Source organism: Rhodococcus sp. H-CA8f, assembly GCF_002501585.1.
Classification (GTDB): Bacteria; Actinomycetota; Actinomycetes; order Mycobacteriales; family Mycobacteriaceae; genus Rhodococcus_F; species Rhodococcus_F erythropolis.
Genome location: NZ_CP023720.1, coordinates 3,281,391 through 3,298,006, shown reverse-complemented (window position 1 = coordinate 3,298,006; position 16,616 = coordinate 3,281,391). Strand labels below are relative to the sequence as shown.

General features: G+C 62.2%; 18 protein-coding genes. 9 read left to right on the top strand and 9 right to left on the bottom strand.

Annotation, left to right across the window (positions count from 1 at the left end; genetic code table 11):
• Window positions 1-21 precede the first annotated feature (21 nt).
• Window positions 22-690, top strand: coding sequence for a class I SAM-dependent methyltransferase (locus tag CPI83_RS15255; RefSeq protein ID WP_021332950.1), 669 nt, complete (start codon window positions 22-24; stop codon window positions 688-690).
• Here the strand turns inward: CPI83_RS15255 and CPI83_RS15250 are convergent.
• The gene (locus CPI83_RS15250) at window positions 651-1,880 is read right to left on the bottom strand and encodes an MFS transporter (RefSeq protein ID WP_097387385.1); all 1,230 of its coding nucleotides are present in this window, start codon (window positions 1,878-1,880) and stop codon (window positions 651-653) included. The two genes, CPI83_RS15255 and CPI83_RS15250, sit on opposite strands and share 40 nt — an antisense overlap.
• Window positions 1,881-1,950: 70 nt before the next feature.
• On the opposite strand from CPI83_RS15250, the gene CPI83_RS15245 reads away from it, so the two are divergent.
• Both CPI83_RS15245 and CPI83_RS15240 read left to right on the top strand, forming a co-directional pair.
• Window positions 1,951-3,006: a LacI family DNA-binding transcriptional regulator gene (locus CPI83_RS15245; protein ID WP_228117894.1), complete on the top strand. Its 1,056-nt coding sequence runs from the start codon at window positions 1,951-1,953 to the stop codon at window positions 3,004-3,006.
• Window positions 2,973-3,626 (top strand): hypothetical protein, encoded by a 654-nt coding sequence (locus tag CPI83_RS15240; protein ID WP_084325911.1) that lies wholly within the window; start codon window positions 2,973-2,975, stop codon window positions 3,624-3,626. The genes CPI83_RS15245 and CPI83_RS15240 overlap by 34 nt, the downstream gene beginning before the upstream one ends.
• A gap of 95 nt (window positions 3,627-3,721) precedes the next feature.
• Here CPI83_RS15240 and CPI83_RS15235 read toward each other — a convergent pair whose 3' ends face one another.
• Window positions 3,722-4,540, bottom strand: a complete 819-nt coding sequence (locus tag CPI83_RS15235) for an AraC family transcriptional regulator (protein WP_097387384.1) — start codon at window positions 4,538-4,540, stop codon at window positions 3,722-3,724.
• A gap of 89 nt (window positions 4,541-4,629) precedes the next feature.
• On the opposite strand from CPI83_RS15235, the gene CPI83_RS15230 reads away from it, so the two are divergent.
• Window positions 4,630-5,001, top strand: coding sequence for a cupin domain-containing protein (locus CPI83_RS15230; protein WP_020969562.1), 372 nt, complete (start codon window positions 4,630-4,632; stop codon window positions 4,999-5,001).
• Here CPI83_RS15230 and CPI83_RS15225 read toward each other — a convergent pair whose 3' ends face one another.
• The 4 genes from CPI83_RS15225 to CPI83_RS15210 all read right to left on the bottom strand — a co-directional run bounded on the left by CPI83_RS15225 (window position 5,002) and on the right by CPI83_RS15210 (window position 8,800).
• Window positions 5,002-5,730, bottom strand: a complete 729-nt coding sequence (locus CPI83_RS15225; RefSeq protein WP_020907678.1) for an HD domain-containing protein — start codon at window positions 5,728-5,730, stop codon at window positions 5,002-5,004.
• Window positions 5,731-5,938: 208 nt separating this feature from the next.
• On the bottom strand, window positions 5,939-6,535 hold the full coding sequence (locus CPI83_RS15220; RefSeq protein ID WP_021344205.1) for a CHAP domain-containing protein: 597 nt from the start codon (window positions 6,533-6,535) through the stop codon (window positions 5,939-5,941).
• A gap of 17 nt (window positions 6,536-6,552) precedes the next feature.
• Window positions 6,553-8,124 (bottom strand): MDR family MFS transporter, encoded by a 1,572-nt coding sequence (locus tag CPI83_RS15215; protein ID WP_019748347.1) that lies wholly within the window; start codon window positions 8,122-8,124, stop codon window positions 6,553-6,555.
• Between the two features lie 43 nt (window positions 8,125-8,167).
• Window positions 8,168-8,800 carry a TetR/AcrR family transcriptional regulator gene (locus CPI83_RS15210; RefSeq protein ID WP_024487257.1) on the bottom strand — a complete coding sequence of 211 codons (633 nt, stop codon included), beginning with the start codon at window positions 8,798-8,800 and terminating at the stop codon, window positions 8,168-8,170.
• 113 nt (window positions 8,801-8,913) lie between these two features.
• On the opposite strand from CPI83_RS15210, the gene CPI83_RS15205 reads away from it, so the two are divergent.
• The 4 genes from CPI83_RS15205 to CPI83_RS15190 all read left to right on the top strand — a co-directional run bounded on the left by CPI83_RS15205 (window position 8,914) and on the right by CPI83_RS15190 (window position 12,309).
• Window positions 8,914-9,273 (top strand): zinc ribbon domain-containing protein YjdM, encoded by a 360-nt coding sequence (locus CPI83_RS15205; RefSeq protein WP_020907681.1) that lies wholly within the window; start codon window positions 8,914-8,916, stop codon window positions 9,271-9,273.
• A 101-nt stretch (window positions 9,274-9,374) separates the two neighbouring features.
• On the top strand, window positions 9,375-10,406 hold the full coding sequence (locus CPI83_RS15200; protein ID WP_232816753.1) for an ABC transporter substrate-binding protein: 1,032 nt from the start codon (window positions 9,375-9,377) through the stop codon (window positions 10,404-10,406).
• Between the two features lie 51 nt (window positions 10,407-10,457).
• Window positions 10,458-10,877 carry a DUF1622 domain-containing protein gene (locus tag CPI83_RS15195; protein ID WP_007728052.1) on the top strand — a complete coding sequence of 140 codons (420 nt, stop codon included), beginning with the start codon at window positions 10,458-10,460 and terminating at the stop codon, window positions 10,875-10,877.
• 31 nt (window positions 10,878-10,908) lie between these two features.
• Window positions 10,909-12,309 (top strand): DUF2252 domain-containing protein, encoded by a 1,401-nt coding sequence (locus CPI83_RS15190; protein WP_019748352.1) that lies wholly within the window; start codon window positions 10,909-10,911, stop codon window positions 12,307-12,309.
• A 4-nt stretch (window positions 12,310-12,313) separates the two neighbouring features.
• On the opposite strand, the gene CPI83_RS15185 is transcribed toward CPI83_RS15190, so the two are convergent.
• The 3 genes from CPI83_RS15185 to CPI83_RS15175 form a co-directional block, all read right to left on the bottom strand.
• Complete coding sequence (locus CPI83_RS15185) at window positions 12,314-13,030, bottom strand: ATPase (protein WP_097387382.1); 717 nt, start codon at window positions 13,028-13,030, stop codon at window positions 12,314-12,316.
• A gap of 2 nt (window positions 13,031-13,032) precedes the next feature.
• Window positions 13,033-13,644: a helix-turn-helix domain-containing protein gene (locus tag CPI83_RS15180; protein WP_021332959.1), complete on the bottom strand. Its 612-nt coding sequence runs from the start codon at window positions 13,642-13,644 to the stop codon at window positions 13,033-13,035.
• 76 nt (window positions 13,645-13,720) lie between these two features.
• Window positions 13,721-14,644, bottom strand: a complete 924-nt coding sequence (locus tag CPI83_RS15175; protein ID WP_003945028.1) for a neutral zinc metallopeptidase — start codon at window positions 14,642-14,644, stop codon at window positions 13,721-13,723.
• Between the two features lie 163 nt (window positions 14,645-14,807).
• Between CPI83_RS15175 and aspS the strand changes: the two genes are divergently transcribed.
• Window positions 14,808-16,616: an aspartate--tRNA ligase gene (gene aspS / locus CPI83_RS15170; RefSeq protein ID WP_070796954.1), complete on the top strand. Its 1,809-nt coding sequence runs from the start codon at window positions 14,808-14,810 to the stop codon at window positions 16,614-16,616.

The window sequence follows — 16,616 nt, the reverse complement described above, 5'->3', positions numbered from 1 at the left end:
CTCGGATTGATACCGTCGGGTATGGGTGTGATTGCGCGCTTGGACGGTTTCAACCGACGCCATCCGTGGAGTCACAACGATCACTACGGCCGGTGGGTTCTACGTAATCTGCGCGGAGTCAGGTCGGGTCGCGCTCTCGACGTGGGGAGCGGGACCGGCAATCTGATCGACCTCTTGCGGCGGCGGTTCGACGTGGTGGTCGGTGTGGAACCTGACCTGACGACGTCTGCCGCCGTGCGCGCAAGGTTTGTCGACGACGAGAACGTGATCATCGAAGCACGGCGGATCGAGGACTTTGCATCCGAGGCGAAGTACGACGCGATCACAGTCGTCGCGGCGTTGCATCATCTTCCACTCGAAGAGTCGATGAAGCGGCTGAGCGGCCTGCTCGAACCGGGCGGCCGGCTCGTCGTGGTCGGGTGTTATCGATCGACCACAGCCACCGACGCACTCCTGTCGGTGTTGGCGACCGTGTGCAATCCCGTCGTCGGCGTCGTCAAGCATCGACGGGTTGCCTCCGAGCCACTGAAGGCGATGACGGTTCCCACCGCGGAACCGAGTGAGTCGATGGCTGACGTCCGACGCGCGGCCGCGTTGTATTTGCCAGGTAGCCGGATCAGGAGACGACTGTTCTGGCGATACACCCTGATCTACGACGCGACCGTCGCTGCCGCGTCGGTGGGGGAGTGAGTAGACCGCTGCGGTTCGCGGGGAAATGCGCGTCGGCCGAACCCGACTATCACCAACGAACCGATCATCAGAGTGGCCCCGATGCCCGCCAGATGTGAGAGCCCGCCACCGTCGACGACGGCAGAGCCGAGCAAGGCACCCGTAGCAATCGCGATTTGGAAAACGACCACGTAGACGGCGGAGGCTCGGTCGGTCCCGATCGGGACGGCGCGCAGAACCGAGGACTGGAGGCAGATCGGAACGGTGGTGAACGCCGCACCCCACAAGATCGTGGCGACAACTGCGAACGCTCCCATCGACGGCGCCAAGAGCCAGAAGATGGCCAGCGCGCCTGCCACCGTCGCGATCGAGATGAGCGTGAAGAGACGCGGTCGGCGGTCGTAGTACTTGCCGGCGACCCACACTCCGACTGCGCCGGCGGCGCCGTAGACCAGAAGCATCGCGGTACGGATGCCACCGGACGAGCCGAGGCTTTCCTCCACCAGAAGTGTGAAGAACGTGTACGAAGCGAACTGCCCCAGGGCGGCAAACAGCGTTGCCGCGCAGATGACGGCGAGTGCCCGTTTCATCTCCGGTGTCGGCTTCGGCTTGTCTCGCTTGCTCCGATTGTGTTGATCGACCGACATTTCGGGCAACGCACGATGCAGTGAGAAAGCGATGACCACTGCCACCACACCGATTGCCGCCGACGCAGTCCGCCAACCCCAGGATTGGCCGATCGCCGAAGACAGTGGACCTCCGAGAACAAATGCGAGAGACGTTCCGGCATACACCATCGCGATTGCCTTGCCCTGTTGTCCGCGCGGAACCAGAGTGGCTGCGACCGGGGCAACGACAGCCCAGAACACTCCGTGCGTCGCAGCGCAGAGCAATCGTCCGATCACCAGCATCGGATAGTTGACGGCCAATGCTGCGACCAGTTGCGACACCGCGAGGGTGGCCACCGTCAGAACGACAACACGTCGGCGCGGCCAGGTTTTGACCGCTCCGATCAGCGGAAGCGTCAAGACCGCGACACCGTATGCGTAGAAGGTCAGCAGTAGGCCGACACGCCCTTCGGTGACGTCGAGGTCCGTCGAGATTTCGCTGAGCAGTCCGACGGGGAGCATTTCGGCCGTCACGTAGGCGAAGGCTGCTCCGGCCAGTGTCATCAGCCGTAGCGTGGTTGCCTTCGGCAGTCGAACAGTCATGTTGTGTAACGATACATGTATCGATACACACCTGCGCAATGGATATTCTGCACTCGCTATGCTGATGCTCATGGCCATACGTGCGCAGCGTTCGAGTCGACCGACGATGGCCGACGTCGCGAAGGCCGCAGGCGTGTCGGTGATGTCGGTGTCGTACTCCTTCGCTCAGCCCGAGCGCGTGTCTGAATCAACGCGAGCCAAGGTGTTCGCCGCCGCCGAAGAGCTCGAGTACGCGGGCCCTAACCGGGCGGCGCAGTCCTTGCGGAGCGGGAAATTCAACAACATCGCGGTCGTCTTCAGCGAGAAGCTGACGTACGCCTTCGAAGACGCAGTAGCTCGGCGATTCCTCTCGGGAGTCGCCGAAGCGTGCCTGGATGCGAACGCCGGGCTGATGATGCTGCCGAACTCGGGGAAACCGGGAGACGTCGACAGAGTTCGCGACGCGGCAGTAGACGGTTTTGTCGTCTGGACCACCGTCTTCGACGATCCCATCCTCGACGCGATTGTCGGCACCGGAAAACCCGCATGCATCCAGGGTGGGCCGTTGCACGAGGGTGTGGATCTCGTCGGGATGGACGATGTTGCCGGCGCCGTTGCGATCGCGGCAGTCGGGTTGTCGGGGGCGCAGCGGCCCGCGGTGATCAGCCTTCCGTGGGATCGTGAGCGTCGGTCCGAGATTCGGATGGACGTGGTTTCAAGTGAAGCCTTCTTTCCGGTGTCCCGCCATCGGCTCGAGGGCTACGAGCGCGCCGTCCGCGACGCGGGCCTCGATTGGCCCTCGGTGCGGGTGGGGGTCGTCACCGTCAACGAGCGGAGCGAGGGTGCGCGGATGGCTCGGTCCCTGCTCGACGTTCCCGAGAGCCGAAGGCCCGATGTCATCTTGGCGATGAGTGACGAACTGGCGCTGGGGGTTCTGGACGCGATCCGTGAACTCGGCCTCGCGCTGCCCGACGATGTCGCAGTCGTCGGATGGGACGACACAACAGCCGCATCGGACGCCGGCTTGACCACAGTTCGCCAGTCCCTGTTCGATCAAGGACGCAATGCAGCTCGCGTGGTTCTCGGGCTGGACGATGCGGTGGAGCCGGTCGAGTGGTCGGTGCGTCGGCGAACTTCGACACGATGATCACGCCGGTAGTGGTCGACGCTCTGCGTCTTCGGTGGTTCGTTCCTCCTGAATTGGGGGAGACCGTCCGGTGGGGACTCTCCTGGAATGTCGACAGCCCGAGCAGGTGGGCGGTAGTCGAGCCGGCGTGGCTCTTGACGGCGGAAGTGCGAACGAGTTCGAAACCATTGATGTGGAGACTGCCTCGCGACGGGTCAGACATCCGGGAGCCGGTCCAGCCGGCGGTCGGTCGCGTCGGTGCACTGCAATTCATGTTCGACGCCGAACCACCGTTGCCGTCTCGGATCGAAGCCGCGGGCGCTTTGCAACTACGCGCCGGAACTCCTCGTGACGACACAAATGCCCGTCAGGCGTGGACCGATTTCGACGAGAATGCCTCAACTACCGGAGTGGTTCGCCGTCTACGGGTGATGTCGATGGAGTCCGACATGCTGCCCGACCCGAAGTTTCCGCACGGCCCGAACTGGGGTTGGGCATCGAGGCAGTTCGTGTCCGGGTCCGAGCGGTTCTACGAGTTGGCCCGCGCGCCTCGCGCGTTGCGCTCGTATCAGCTGACCGATCGTGAATACGGGCCGCGGCGCGAGGACTTCCTCCTGGTCGACCTCGAGACGGCTGCTTGATCGTTGGGACCTGACACCGTTTTCATTCAGTGGACACAGACTCCAGCTGATCGGAACCAGTGTCTGCTCGACGAAACCGGTGCCAGGTGCTTCGACTAGCGCGCTCTGCCGACCACGTTCAGTGCGTATTTACCGGGCGGCGCCCCGACATGCTTGACGAAGTGCCGCGACAGGTGGGATTGATCGTGGAATCCGACGTCGACGGCCACGTCCGCCAATTCGCGACCGGCGAGGATTGCGCGTCGCGCCAGATCGATCCGACGTCCCGTCACGTACTTGTGAGGCGGAAGCCCGAAATGCTTCGCGAAGTTCTTGATCAGATACGTGGGGTTCCGTTGCAGGATGTTCGACGCTTCCCGCATCGTGATTCCCGTTGTGAGTCGCGCATCGAGCAGGTCCCGAAGTTGATCGGCAACGCGTTCGTCAACGGTCGGCGTGTGAAGGGATCGACCTGTGGCCGGTGTGAGGATCTTGTTCAATCTTTCAGCGAGGAACCTCAGGCGACTTTCGGCTTCGAGTGATTCGCCGTCCGGGCCGAGTGCAGAGTGCAGTTGATCGATGCGGTGGCGCAGTAGAGGGTCTCGAATCTCGGGGCTGTCCACCGCCGGGCCTATGAGGACCTCGCCGAGAACTGACGTGTCGAGGTAAAGGATTCGTTGACGAAATCCGGCCTCGGTGACCGGAACTCCGTCGTGTGCGATGCCTGGCGGCAACAGAGTCACGATCTCGGGTGCTGCGCCATGAGCGCGATGATCGAGGTCGTATGCAATCGTGCCGCGGTCGACGAGCATCAGAGACCACTGATCGTGCGTGTGTTTGGGATAGGCGTGTCCGACGAAATCGGCATGGAAGACCTCGGTGATTCCCGCGAGGCCCGGTGCCCACGCGGTGATCTGTGCGCCGCGGGGATCCATGTCAGAAACGTACAAGACGCAGCTGCCGCGGGTGACGAAGAGTGGCGGGGTCGTCATCGCGGTGGTGGCGCGCCCGAGGGAGGAACAACATGAACAGTTCGGCAACAGCGGTATCGCTCCGCGAGAAGTTCGGTCAGTTCACCGAGCACTGGTCGCCCAAGAAGATTGCGGTCCTCAATGATTACGAGATCAAGATCGTCAAGATCAAAGGTGAATTCGTCTGGCACTCCCACACCGACACCGACGAAATGTTCCTGGTGACGAAGGGGCAGATTCGAATCCAACTCCGAAACGGAGATGTTCCACTGGGGCCCGGTGAACTGTTCGTGGTACCTCGCGGAGTCGAACATTGCCCGATCGCCGAGGAAGAAGCGGAGGTGATGTTGATCGAACCCGTCGGCGTGGTGAATACCGGGAACGTCGGAGGACCGCGAACTGCAGTGCTCGAGGACTTTTCGTAGTTACCGGCTCTTCCAATCCAGGGGATTGGTACGCAACGGCAGGGCCATTCCCGATCTCCAGAGCGTCGCCGCGCGAGAGTGCGGACGGAGCTCGACCTCGCGCCGCATCGATTGCGCGAACTCGTCGGTGAACCCTGTTCGCGGGTACTCCGCGATTGTTGCATCAACAGTTGCTCGCGGAATTTCGGGCGCACGCCGACCGGCAACGTCGAAATGCGCTGCGGCATGCAATAGATAGGCGTCAGCGCCCGCGCCGCGGTCGACGGTCAGATCCATGTGTAGACGGATCGCTTCGCCGATTCGCCGTACCGACCTCTCCGAAGTTCCCACTCGGGTCGCGAGTTCTTCTGCGTCTGCGGCACTGATGTAGGTGAAACACCCGTGCTCGGCCGATCCTTCTGCGCCCAGTCCGACATCGTGAAGGGCGCACGCAGTGAAGAGATCTTCGGGGTCGTACTCGATCGCATCGATCTGCGCGAAGGCGTCGGCCCAGATCCAGCAGCGCAGGCTGTGGTTCAAGACCGCGGGGGAGAGGGTTCCTCTGGCGTGATCGAGCGCTTCGCTGCACAGCTTGGTGTCCGGGAGTGGGCGTTTGCGCAGCTCGGGTGTGCGAGTGGGGTAGCGGCCGAGCCGCAGCCGGAGCATCGACGGCGTGCTCATGGCCTGCGCAGCAGCCGCGCGGGCCATGAGCTGTATCTGCTCGAGGGTGGTCAGCTCACCAGGGCGCATCGAATTCCTGTCTGAGGTAGGGGGCAGCTGGATATGAATCTAGTTGTCAGGTCAGATCCTTCGTTCGATATAGATATCTGTCGACGACGGAAACACTGAATTATCCGAACAATGTCGATCAGTTTGCACCAATCAACGGTTGAACCAATTCGGAAATCTCACCGCTCGCAACAATCAAGTTTCATCACGCAAAGACGGCGGGGGTGGCTCAGATGACGCCGAACCCGACGATCCCCGGGACTTCCGACGGGACGATGCGATGGAGCATGACCTTGTTGTTCTCGTTGCCGCCGACGGTCGTCAGAGTGCCGCCGTCGTTGACCAGAACGACGTTGACGTGTTGGCCGAAGGGGCTCGAGTCGCCGTACAGGATCGTGTCGCCGACCTTGGGCTGGTAGTCCTGACCGTAGGGGACAAACGCGTCGACGGACTCGTAATACTCCTGCAGCGTGTACACCCCGGGGATGCGCCACGACCCTGAGTTGGGGTTCGAGAACGGCGTGCCGATCTGGTTCATCGACCAGCTCACGAAATCGGCACACCACGATTCTTCGACACCCTCGGCGTATTTGGTGCCGGGACTCCCTGACTCCCACTCCTGCTCGAGGACGCCCAGTAGCGCACTCTGCTGAGCGCTGAGAATGCCGTGGTCGACGGCCGGGAACGAATCGAGATTCTCGCCGGCAAGAGCGTCGTCGCCGCGCGCGAACCACCACAGTGCGCCGGCGACAGCTACGACCACCACAACGCCGAATACGCCCAGAACAGCGAGAGTGCGTCTGGGCGTATTCGGTGCGTGCGACATCACGCCACGATAGTCAATTACTCGAGCGGGGGTGCCGAGCGATCGATCGTCGTCGCGAGTGGCTTCTCCTTGACGAAGAGCAACAGGACAACTGCCGCGATGACCAAGGGGACGAGGTACAGGAAGATCGGCGCCAGCGCGTCGTTGTACGCACCGACGATGATCTCGCGAACCTGGCTGGGCAACTTCCAGAGGATTCCCGGGGTCAAGGAGTTCTCGTCACCACCGACCGCGCCGCCATTCGCGGGGAGTCGCTCGGCCAGGAGATTGGTCAGACGCGAGGCGAACAGGCTGCCCACGATCGCGCTGCCCAACGACGCACCGATCTGACGGAAGAAGTTGTTCGACGCGGTGGCCGTTCCCACTTCGGCCGCGGGGAAGGTGTTTTGCACGATCAAGATCAAGATCTGCATGACGAGGCCGAGGCCGATACCCATGAGTGCGATGTAGCAACCGAAGACCAGCAGTGAGGTCGACGGCGTCAGACGTGAGAGCAGGACAAGAGCGACTGCGACGATGGATGTTCCGACGATGGGGAAGATCTTGTAGCGGCCGGTCTTGCTGACCAGCTGACCGGATCCGATGGAGGCGACCAGCAGGCCTGCCATCATCGGAATCATCATCAGTCCTGCTTCGGTGGCGTTCTTACCGGTCACCATCTGGATGTAGGTCGGCAGGTATGCGAGCGCACCGAACATCGCGATGCCGATGATCAGACCCGCGACCGTGGTCAACACGAAGTTTCGTTGAGCGAACAGGTGCATCGGAATTACCGGTTCGTCAGCACGCTTCTCGACGAAGACAAACGCCACTGCGGTCACGATGCAGCCGATGATCAACCCGATGATGACGCCTGACCCCCAGGCGTAGGTGTTGCCGCCCCAGGTGGTGAACAGGATCAGACAGGTTGCGGCCGTTGCGACGAGGATCATTCCCAGATAGTCGATGCGAGGTTTGCCGAGGTTCGGCTTCCGCAGGTGAAGGAATGCCATTGCGCTCGCGATTGCGAGGAGCCCGAGGGGGATGTTGATCCAGAATGCCCAGCGCCAGCCGATGCCCTCGGTGAACCATCCACCGAGAAGGGGGCCGGCAACCGAAGCCAGTGCGAACACGCCGCCCATCGCACCCATGTACCGGCCGCGTTGCCTGGCCGGGACGACGTCGGCGATGATCGCCTGGGACAGCAGGATCAATCCGCCGCCGCCGAGTCCTTGCACGGCTCGACCAGCGATGAGTGTGGTCATGTCGTGGGACAGACCGCCGATCACCGAACCGACGATGAAAATGCTGATGGCGCCGATGAAGAGGCCCTTGCGCCCGATCAGGTCACCGAGTTTTCCGTACACCGGCATCATGACGGTCGAGGCGAGGATGTATGCCGTCGTCACCCAGACCATGTGGTTGACGCCGTTCAATTCGCCCACGATGGTCGGGAGCGCGGTGCTGAAGATCATCTGGTCGAGCGATGCCAGAAGCATCGTGATCATAAGCCCGACAAAAACGAGGATGATCGACCGTTTGTCCGGCGCGGCCTCGGTATCGGTATGCGTGCCGTCGGGCTCGACGGTCGCAGCTTCTCGAGTGGACATGTAGTTCCTTAGTTGAGTGACAGCTGGTGCGAGAGAGTGTGGATCAGCTCTCGGACCTGAGTATTCGAGCCATCAGGAGTAGTGCCGGATCAAGCAAGTCGGTTCTGGGGCTTGCCCGTTCACTGTTCTGCCATTTTCGGAAGACGTAACGCATCGCGGCGCCTGCGGTGATGACCGTTGCCGTGGCTTCGTCGGCAGCGGCTGTATCCGAGTGCAGGCGGCGATACTCGGTTCTGTGCGACAACTCCCGCGTGAGGATCCGGGTGAGCGTGTCTTCAAGATCGTGGAAGGTGGCCAGATGTTGTTGCAACAGCGTGGGATGACGTTCGAACAATTCGCGTCGATGCGCGAGCAGATCGGGTCGCTCGTCGACGATCTGCATCGCCGCCTCGAAGACCGCGAGGGCGCCGCGCAGCGGATCGTCCGGGTGCTCGCCGATGAGCGTGAGCATGGTTGCCTCACTTGGCACGACGAGCATGAGCCCACCGATCGCCGCGTCCTTGGTGGGGAAGTAGTTGAAGAACGTGCGGGTCGACAGATTGCAGGCCTCGCAGATCTTCTCGACGGTCACTTCGTCATAGCCCAGGTCGAGGACGAGTTCGACGGCAGTGTGCTCGATCAACTGCCTCGTCGCAATTCGTTTTCGTTCGCGCAATCCGAGAGTTTCGGTTCCCATTTCATCCATAATTGCACAGAGTGCAAAGTTTCATCGAATGCAATATTTCGCCCAAGAATGCCTCATGAAATGCAAAAATGGGGATCGGGTGCCTGGTGGATAAGATGAACCGCGTGGAAGACACCTTGCCCCCTTGCCCCGAATGCGCCGGCGAATACACCTACGAGATGGGCGCGTTGATGGTCTGCCCGTCCTGCGCGCACGAGTGGGCGCCGACCGGTAGTGCCGGCGAGGACTCGGGTGTGGTGAAACTGGGTGTGGTGAAAGATGCCGTAGGAAACATCCTTGCGGACGGAGACACGGTGACGGTCGTCAAGACACTCAAGGTGAAGGGCAGTCCGACCGGCATCAAGTCAGGTACGAAAGTGCGCAACATCCGCCTTGTTCAGGGCGTTGGCGACCACGACATCGACTGCAAGGTCGACGGCATCGGACCGATGCAATTGAAGTCGAGTGTCGTCAAGAAGGTGTGACCGGACAGCGATAGATGTCGGCTCGAAATCCTGTTCAGTTTCGACGGTTCGATAGCCACAATCGAGGAGATCTTCGACCGCTCGAACGAATGGACCGAACTGTGCCGAACTCGATCTGCCTGGCGCCCGCACTCGATAACACCACACTCGATACAGACGAGCAGTGGGAACGCATCGTCGATGCGCTGACACGCAGGGGATTGTTCGGCGCCGGGCTCGGTGTCGCGGCTGCGACATTGCTGGCAGCGTGCAGCAGCGACGAAAACGGCTCGGCGCCAAGTGGTCTCGTCACAGTGCAGGATGAGACGGGCAGTGTCGAGATTCCGTCGGATCCGCAGCGAATGGTCATCGCCCACGTCAGCGCCATGGCGACGGTCCTCGACCTCGGTGTGCCGCCGGAGAAGATCGTCGGCGGCTTCTTCGGTCTCGAAGGGGTGGGCGGCGACGCGGTGTTGCGCACGATGCCGGAGGCGGCGAACATCCCGAACCTCGGCACGGCGGGAACGTGGAACAAGGAAGCGATCATCGGCGCGTCGCCGGATCTGATCGTCATGCTCCTGACCGCCGGAAATGCTTATGCGGCAAAGTCCTACGACGAACTCTCTGCGACCGGTGTTCCAGTGTTCGCCGGCTTCAACGGGTACCTCACGTGGGACGAGATGAAGAAGTTGGTCACCTCGATGGGCGTCGCGGTCCGACGGGAAGAAGCTGCTGCGGAATTGAACGCGAGAACGGAAGAGCGCCTCCTCACAATCAAGGATCGGCTCTCGGCCCTCGGCTCGCTACCGTCGGTGACGCTGCTGCGTACCGGCGAAAACGGTGTCGTCTACAACCAGGTCGACGCTCTTCTCGATGCTCTCGGTTTCCCGGGCGATCGAGCTACATCGGAGGAGTTCACCCGCACACTCACAGCGGAGCAACTCGATCAGGTGACCAGCGACGTGATCATCGTGGGTGCATTCCAGGACCAGCAGGACGTCCGCGCGCAGTTGGCAATGAACCCGCTCTGGGAGCGTCTTCCCGCTGTCCGCTCGGGGAACGTCCATTACGTCGACGACAGCCTGTGGGGCTCGGGCTATTCTCCTCGCGCGACCGAGCTGCGACTCGACGACATCGAGCGGATCTTCAGCTGACTCCGTCGTGTCACCTCGACTTATCGGTGCATTACCTCGAGAATCATGATCATGGACAAAATCAGGTTCTTCGAGCTTGTCACCGAATGGTTCGAAGTACTCGGTGTTGTCGCCATGGTCCTCGGGTTCGTGTTCGCATTCGTGATCGCGGGGCGCGCCTGGAGTCGAACGCGCGACGGTAGTTCAGCGTTTCGCACTCTGCGCGAGACGATGGGTGCGGTCATCCTTCTCGGGCTCGAGATCCTTGTCGCCGCTGATCTGGTGAAGACTGTGACGTCTTCACCGTCGCTGACCGACGCCGCAGTTCTGGGCATGATCGTTCTGATTCGGACCGTGTTGAGCCTGTCGATTCAGATCGAGATCGACGGGGTACTTCCGTGGCGCAAGGCGTTGGTGTCAAGTCCGGAACTCCTGGTACGCGCAGCGCGCGGATCAGGAGGCCGAACGACGCCCGACGCGTCGAGTTCGTAGCGATAGCCGTTGCGAGTGAAAGGTCGGGCAGATGACAGCAGTGCGTACCGAGCATCCCACTGTCGACGAGAGGCGGGCGCGCGGCCGCCAGGCGCGTAGAGATACGCCATTGGCCGCGCTCGCGGATCTGACAGAGAGTGACCGCGATCCGATATCACTGCTGGAATTGCAGGCGAAGTCGCGGGTACAGGACCTGGTGCCCATCCGATACGGGCGCATGTCGGCGTCCCGGTTCTCGTTCTTCCGTGGTGCTGCCCTGGTGATGACGGACGACTTGTCCCGAAGCCCTGATTCCGGCCTGAACAGCCAACTCTGCGGCGACGCACACCTGAGCAACTTCGGTATCTATGCGACGCCCGAGCGAAAGCTCGCGTTCGACATCAACGACTTCGACGAAACGTACCCGGGGCCGTTCGAATGGGACGTGAAACGGCTGGCCGCCAGTTTGGCGATCGCAGCGAAGGACAACGGATACTCCGGCAAAGAGCGTAAGAAGATCGTTCGCGGGTGTGCGGCCGAGTATCGCGAAACCCTGATCGCTCAGGCAGGATTGGGGAACCTCGCAGTTTGGTACGCGCACATCGCACCCGAAGACGGACTGGAAGAACTTCGCGTCGATTTGAAGAAGCGAATGCTCGAGCGGACCCAGGCGACGTTGGACAAGGCTCGTCGCCGAGACAGCGCTCAGGCTGCCGGCAAATTCACCGAAATCGTCGACGGGAGAAGGCGGTTCATCAGTGACCCGCCGCTGATCGTGCCGGCAGAGGAATTGTTCGCGGGCACCGACCTCACTCAGATCGAGGAGTTGCTACGTCAGCGCGTTCGTTCCTATCGAAGCACGTTGCAGTGGGACCGTCGGGTGTTGCTCGAAAGCTTCGAGATGACGCACATCGCGCGGAAAGTTGTCGGTGTCGGGAGCGTCGGAACGCGCGCGTGGATGATCCTGATGAAAGGCGTCGACGACGACGATCCGTTGATCCTGCAGGTCAAGGAGGCGCAGCCGTCCGTTCTCTCGGCGTACGTCGATGGCCCCACCTTCTCCAACGAGGGCGAACGAGTAGTGAACGGGCAGCGCCTGATGCAGGCCACCAGTGACATCTTCCTGGGGTGGGAGCGCGGACCGGGACTCGACGAGGATGAGCACGACTTCTACATCCGCCAACTTCGGGACGGCAAGGGATCAGCGGTCATCGAAACCATGAAACCTGAAGGGATGGAACTCTACGGGCGACTATGCGCGAGGGTCCTGGCCTATGCGCATGCTCGCTCGTCCGATCGGATTGCGATCGCCGAATATCTCGGTGACGGAACCGAATTCGATTTCGCGATCGGGGAGTTCGCGGCTGCCTACGCCAAACGCAACGCACGCGATCATGCCGCTTTGCTGACCGCGATCGACGACGGTCGCGTGTCAGCAGAGCGGGGAGTGTGACGACTCAGGCGAACACGCCGTCGAGCCAGGCCTGCCACGCTGCCGTTGCTGATCCACCGTCAGCGCCCTCTGCGAAGAGGTGATGGGCCGCGTCGACGGTGCCGCCGAAGGCGTTTCGTCCGTAGAACCGCAGCAATGCGTCCTCGGTACGCAAGCCGATGAACCAGTCGTTGATGTAGTCGACAATCGCGTCGACGGTTCCGATTCCGGGGACTTCCACCGACGCGGCTTCACCGACAGCGGTGCCCGAGGTGATTCCGAGGGCGCTGCGAAGCGTTCCCATCGCTTGCGGCGAGGAAGAGGATTCCGGGCCTTCGGCTGAGACATAGGTGACGGGTTTGCCGGCGAAGTACCGCACGTATTGGCCGAGACTGTGCAGGTAGAAGTCCGTGTGCTTACTCGCGCCGTCGTACTGGTTGTCCCAGTCCTCGGCAAACACTCCGGCGTGGACGTAGCGGACAACGGCGGTGCTCTCGTCGCGGGCCTCGACGACGTACTCGAGGTTGTTGAACCAGCCGTCGGGGCCTTGCATGTGGATGGCTAGCTCGCGGGGCGGCTCCCACGTCGCGATGATCGGGCTGTCCGGACTACTGCCGTCCGCAGGGATTTCGGGCGGGGACGGGAACATCCAGCCGGCCGTCTCTGCCGAGATCGCGGCCCAGATCTGCTCGGGAGTTCCGGGGACGACCACCTCGCGGCGGATTTCGAATTTCTCGGACATCGCTACTGCTCCGTTTCGGGTGTGGTGACGTGGGGTGTGGTGAGACTGGGATGCAGGGCGACAACCAAGCGGTGTTTGCGCCCGGCTTCGGAATTGCCGTCGTGGTATTTGGCCACGAGTGAGTTGACCGACTCGCCGAGTTCGCCGGCGAAGGCGGCGCGGTCGGCCGCCGTGGCAAAGGTGATGTCGCTGTCGATGGCAAAGGACGCCAACGGTTTTCCGGCCGCAGTTGCGCCGGCGATCAGTTCGCCGACCTCTCGGACGATCCGCGCCGCGAGAGTGACGAGCCAGCGCGCCGAGAGCTGATCCGGGAACCGGCTCGGGTCCGGCGCGAGCGCGGACATTGCAGCGGGGGAGATGACGTACGACGCGGCGCTGGCCTGCATGATCCGCTCCGTCATGTTTCCCCGCTTGCGCTCCTCGACGAGTTCGACGAGTCCGTGTTCCTCGAGAGTGCGCAAGTGGTAATTGATCTTCTGGCGCGTCAAGCCCACCCGGGGTGCCAGCGAGGATGCTGATGCCGGGACTGCCAGTTCAGCCAGAATCCGTTGGCGGATCGGATCGAGCGAGGCCTCGGCAGCTGCGGGACGATCGATGACTGCGACTTCCAACATGAGAAAACCATCCCACCGACAACTAAATCTGTCAAGACGGAAGAAATTGTCGGCGGGATGTTATTTCGGAGGTTCTCTAACGCTTCAGATCGGGCGGATTGTTCAGATCCCGCGCCGAGTACGTGTCACACGACGAGATCTGGCCGGTCTGGTATCCGGTCATGAACCACGCCTGACGCTGTGCGGAGGAACCGTGTGTCCAGCCTTCAGGGTTGACCCGACCGGTCGTGGACTTCTGGATACGGTCGTCGCCCACCGACGAGGCGGCGGACAACGCGTCGCGAATGTCGTCTTTTGACAAGGGCTTCAGGAACGGTTGACCGGTCGCCTGATCGGGAATCGTGTCGGCAAAATGCGCCCAGACGCCGGCGTAGCAATCGGCCTGGAGTTCGGTGCGAACCGCACCCGACTGCTCACCCTGCGGGTCGGCCTGCGCGCGGCCGATGTCGCCGAGTTGATTCTGGATGTGATGTCCGAACTCGTGAGCGACCACGTACTCCTGTGCGAGCGGTCCGGCACTGGAACCGAAACGGTCGACGAGCAATTGGAAAAAGCTCGTATCGAAGTACGCCGTTTGGTCCGCCGGGCAGTAGAACGGACCGACATCACTCGACGCCTGGCCGCAACCGGTGTTGACCGAACCGCTGAACAGAATGACTTCAGGTCGCACGTACGCCGTGCCGGTCTGCTTGACCAACTGCTGTTCCCAAACGTCGTCGAGGCTTCCGACGGTCAGTGTGACGCGGCAGTTCACATCGGCGTTTGCCTGAGCGCCGGTGCACTCGTCGACCGACGACAGTCCGGTCGACGAACTCGAAGTTTCGGTGGACGTGCCCAGTAGTGAGCCGGGGTCACCGCCGAACAACAGCGCCAGGATCAGAACGATGATGCCGCCCGCGCCACCGCCGATCGCGATCTTGCCGCCGCGGCCACCGCCGCCCCCGCCGCCTTGAACCTGAACGCGTCCCGCTTCGCCGCGGGCCCCCTCGTTGAAGGTCATCTATGTCCGCTTTCTGCTGTCGTGAACAAGTGCTTGCCGTCACTTCTGGAGATAGCTTCGCATGCGATGCGGGTCCGCGTTTCCGCTCTGCGCAGTTCGCTCCGTAGGATCGCAGGCAAAGTAGTCGGTCATCGGTTATTGGAAGTAGTTCGAAAGGAATCCCGTGCTGCGCACACATCTCGCCGGTTCATTGCGACCCGAGCAGGCAGAGCAGACCGTAACGCTCACCGGTTGGGTAGCCAGGCGTCGTGATCACGGCGGAGTGATCTTCATCGATCTCCGTGATGCATCCGGAGTTGCGCAGGTAGTTTTCCGGGCAGGTGACGTGGCCGAGCAGGCGCACCGTCTGCGCGCGGAATACTGCGTTCGCGTAACCGGAACGGTCGAGGTTCGCCCCGAGGGCAACCAGAACTTCGAGATCCCCACCGGAGCAATCGAGGTCAACGCCACCGAACTCGAGGTTCTCAACGAAAGCGCACCGCTGCCGTTCCAGCTCGACGATCAGGTCGGCGAAGAAGCACGCCTCAAGTACCGATACCTCGACTTGCGTCGTGAAGGGCCCGGATCCGCAATTCGCTTGCGTTCCAAGGTAAGTGCCGCAGCGCGCGGCGTTCTCGCGCACCACGAGTTCGTCGAGGTCGAGACTCCGACGCTTACGCGTTCGACGCCAGAGGGTGCCCGTGACTTCCTCGTACCGTCACGCCTGCAGCCCGGTAGCTTCTACGCACTGCCGCAGAGCCCGCAGCTGTTCAAGCAGCTACTCATGGTCGGCGGCATCGAGCGCTACTACCAGATCGCGCGTTGCTACCGCGACGAGGATTTCCGCGCCGATCGTCAGCCCGAGTTCACTCAGCTCGACATCGAGATGGCTTTCGTCAACCAGGACGACATCATCCTGCTTGCCGAGGAAATCCTGACGGCGCTCTGGAAGCTCGTCGGCCACGAGATCAAGACGCCGATCGATCGCATGACCTACAACGAGGCAATGCGTCGTTACGGCAGCGACAAGCCGGACCTGCGTTTCGGTATCGAACTCGTCGAGTGCGCGGAGTTCTTCAAGGACACGACCTTCCGCGTCTTCCAAGCCGAATACGTTGGCGCCGTCGTGATGCCCGGTGGTGCAAGCCAGCCGCGCAAGCAGCTCGATGCCTGGCAGGAGTGGGCGAAGCAGCGCGGCTCCAAGGGCCTGGCGTACGTGTTGGTCGGCGAAGACGGCACTCTCGGTGGTCCCGTTGCCAAGAACCTGACCGACGCCGAGCGTGAGGGCCTGGCCGCTCACGTCGGAGCCCAGCCGGGCGACTGCATCTTCTTCGGAGCGGGCGCGACCAAGTCGACGCGCGCTCTCCTCGGCGCTGCCCGTGGTGAGATCGCCCGCAAGAAGGATCTCATCGATCCCGACGCGTGGGCCTTCGTGTGGATCGTCGACGCTCCGATGTTCGAGCCGACCGCCGACGCCACTGCATCCGGTGACGTTGCTCTCGGCCACTCCGCCTGGACCGCCGTGCACCATGCGTTCACGTCGCCGAAGCCGGAGTTCTTCGACACGTTCGACACCGATCCGGATTCCGCTCTCGCCTACGCCTACGACATCGTCTGCAACGGCAACGAGATCGGCGGCGGCAGTATTCGTATCCACCGCAAGGACATTCAGGAACGAGTGTTCAAGGTGATGGGTATCTCCGAGGAAGAGGCGCAGGAGCAGTTCGGCTTCCTTCTCGACGCCTTCGCCTTCGGCGCGCCTCCGCACGGCGGAATTGCTTTCGGCTGGGACCGCATCACCGCTCTCCTCGCCGGCATGGATTCCATCCGTGAGGTCATCGCGTTCCCGAAATCCGGTGGCGGCGTCGACCCGCTGACGGATGCTCCGGCACCGATTTCTGCGCAGCAGCGCAAGGAATCGGGTATTGACGCGAAGCCCGAGAAGAAGTCAGAGGACAAGAAGTCCGAAGGCGACACCGCCGAAGCCAAGTAG

Coding starts and splice junctions, on each gene's coding strand:
- CPI83_RS15230 (WP_020969562.1), top strand. CDS start 4,630: ATGAACAGTTCGGCAACAGCGGTATCGCTCCGCGAGAAGTTCGGTCAG.
- CPI83_RS15185 (WP_097387382.1), bottom strand. CDS start 13,030: ATGTCCGAGAAATTCGAAATCCGCCGCGAGGTGGTCGTCCCCGGAACT.
- CPI83_RS15235 (WP_097387384.1), bottom strand. CDS start 4,540: ATGGATCCCCGCGGCGCACAGATCACCGCGTGGGCACCGGGCCTCGCG.
- CPI83_RS15225 (WP_020907678.1), bottom strand. CDS start 5,730: ATGCGCCCTGGTGAGCTGACCACCCTCGAGCAGATACAGCTCATGGCC.
- CPI83_RS15255 (WP_021332950.1), top strand. CDS start 22: ATGGGTGTGATTGCGCGCTTGGACGGTTTCAACCGACGCCATCCGTGG.
- CPI83_RS15220 (WP_021344205.1), bottom strand. CDS start 6,535: ATGTCGCACGCACCGAATACGCCCAGACGCACTCTCGCTGTTCTGGGC.
- CPI83_RS15195 (WP_007728052.1), top strand. CDS start 10,458: ATGGACAAAATCAGGTTCTTCGAGCTTGTCACCGAATGGTTCGAAGTA.
- CPI83_RS15250 (WP_097387385.1), bottom strand. CDS start 1,880: ATGACTGTTCGACTGCCGAAGGCAACCACGCTACGGCTGATGACACTG.
- CPI83_RS15180 (WP_021332959.1), bottom strand. CDS start 13,644: ATGTTGGAAGTCGCAGTCATCGATCGTCCCGCAGCTGCCGAGGCCTCG.
- CPI83_RS15215 (WP_019748347.1), bottom strand. CDS start 8,124: ATGTCCACTCGAGAAGCTGCGACCGTCGAGCCCGACGGCACGCATACC.
- CPI83_RS15175 (WP_003945028.1), bottom strand. CDS start 14,644: ATGACCTTCAACGAGGGGGCCCGCGGCGAAGCGGGACGCGTTCAGGTT.
- CPI83_RS15245 (WP_228117894.1), top strand. CDS start 1,951: ATGGCCATACGTGCGCAGCGTTCGAGTCGACCGACGATGGCCGACGTC.
- CPI83_RS15210 (WP_024487257.1), bottom strand. CDS start 8,800: ATGGGAACCGAAACTCTCGGATTGCGCGAACGAAAACGAATTGCGACG.
- CPI83_RS15190 (WP_019748352.1), top strand. CDS start 10,909: ATGACAGCAGTGCGTACCGAGCATCCCACTGTCGACGAGAGGCGGGCG.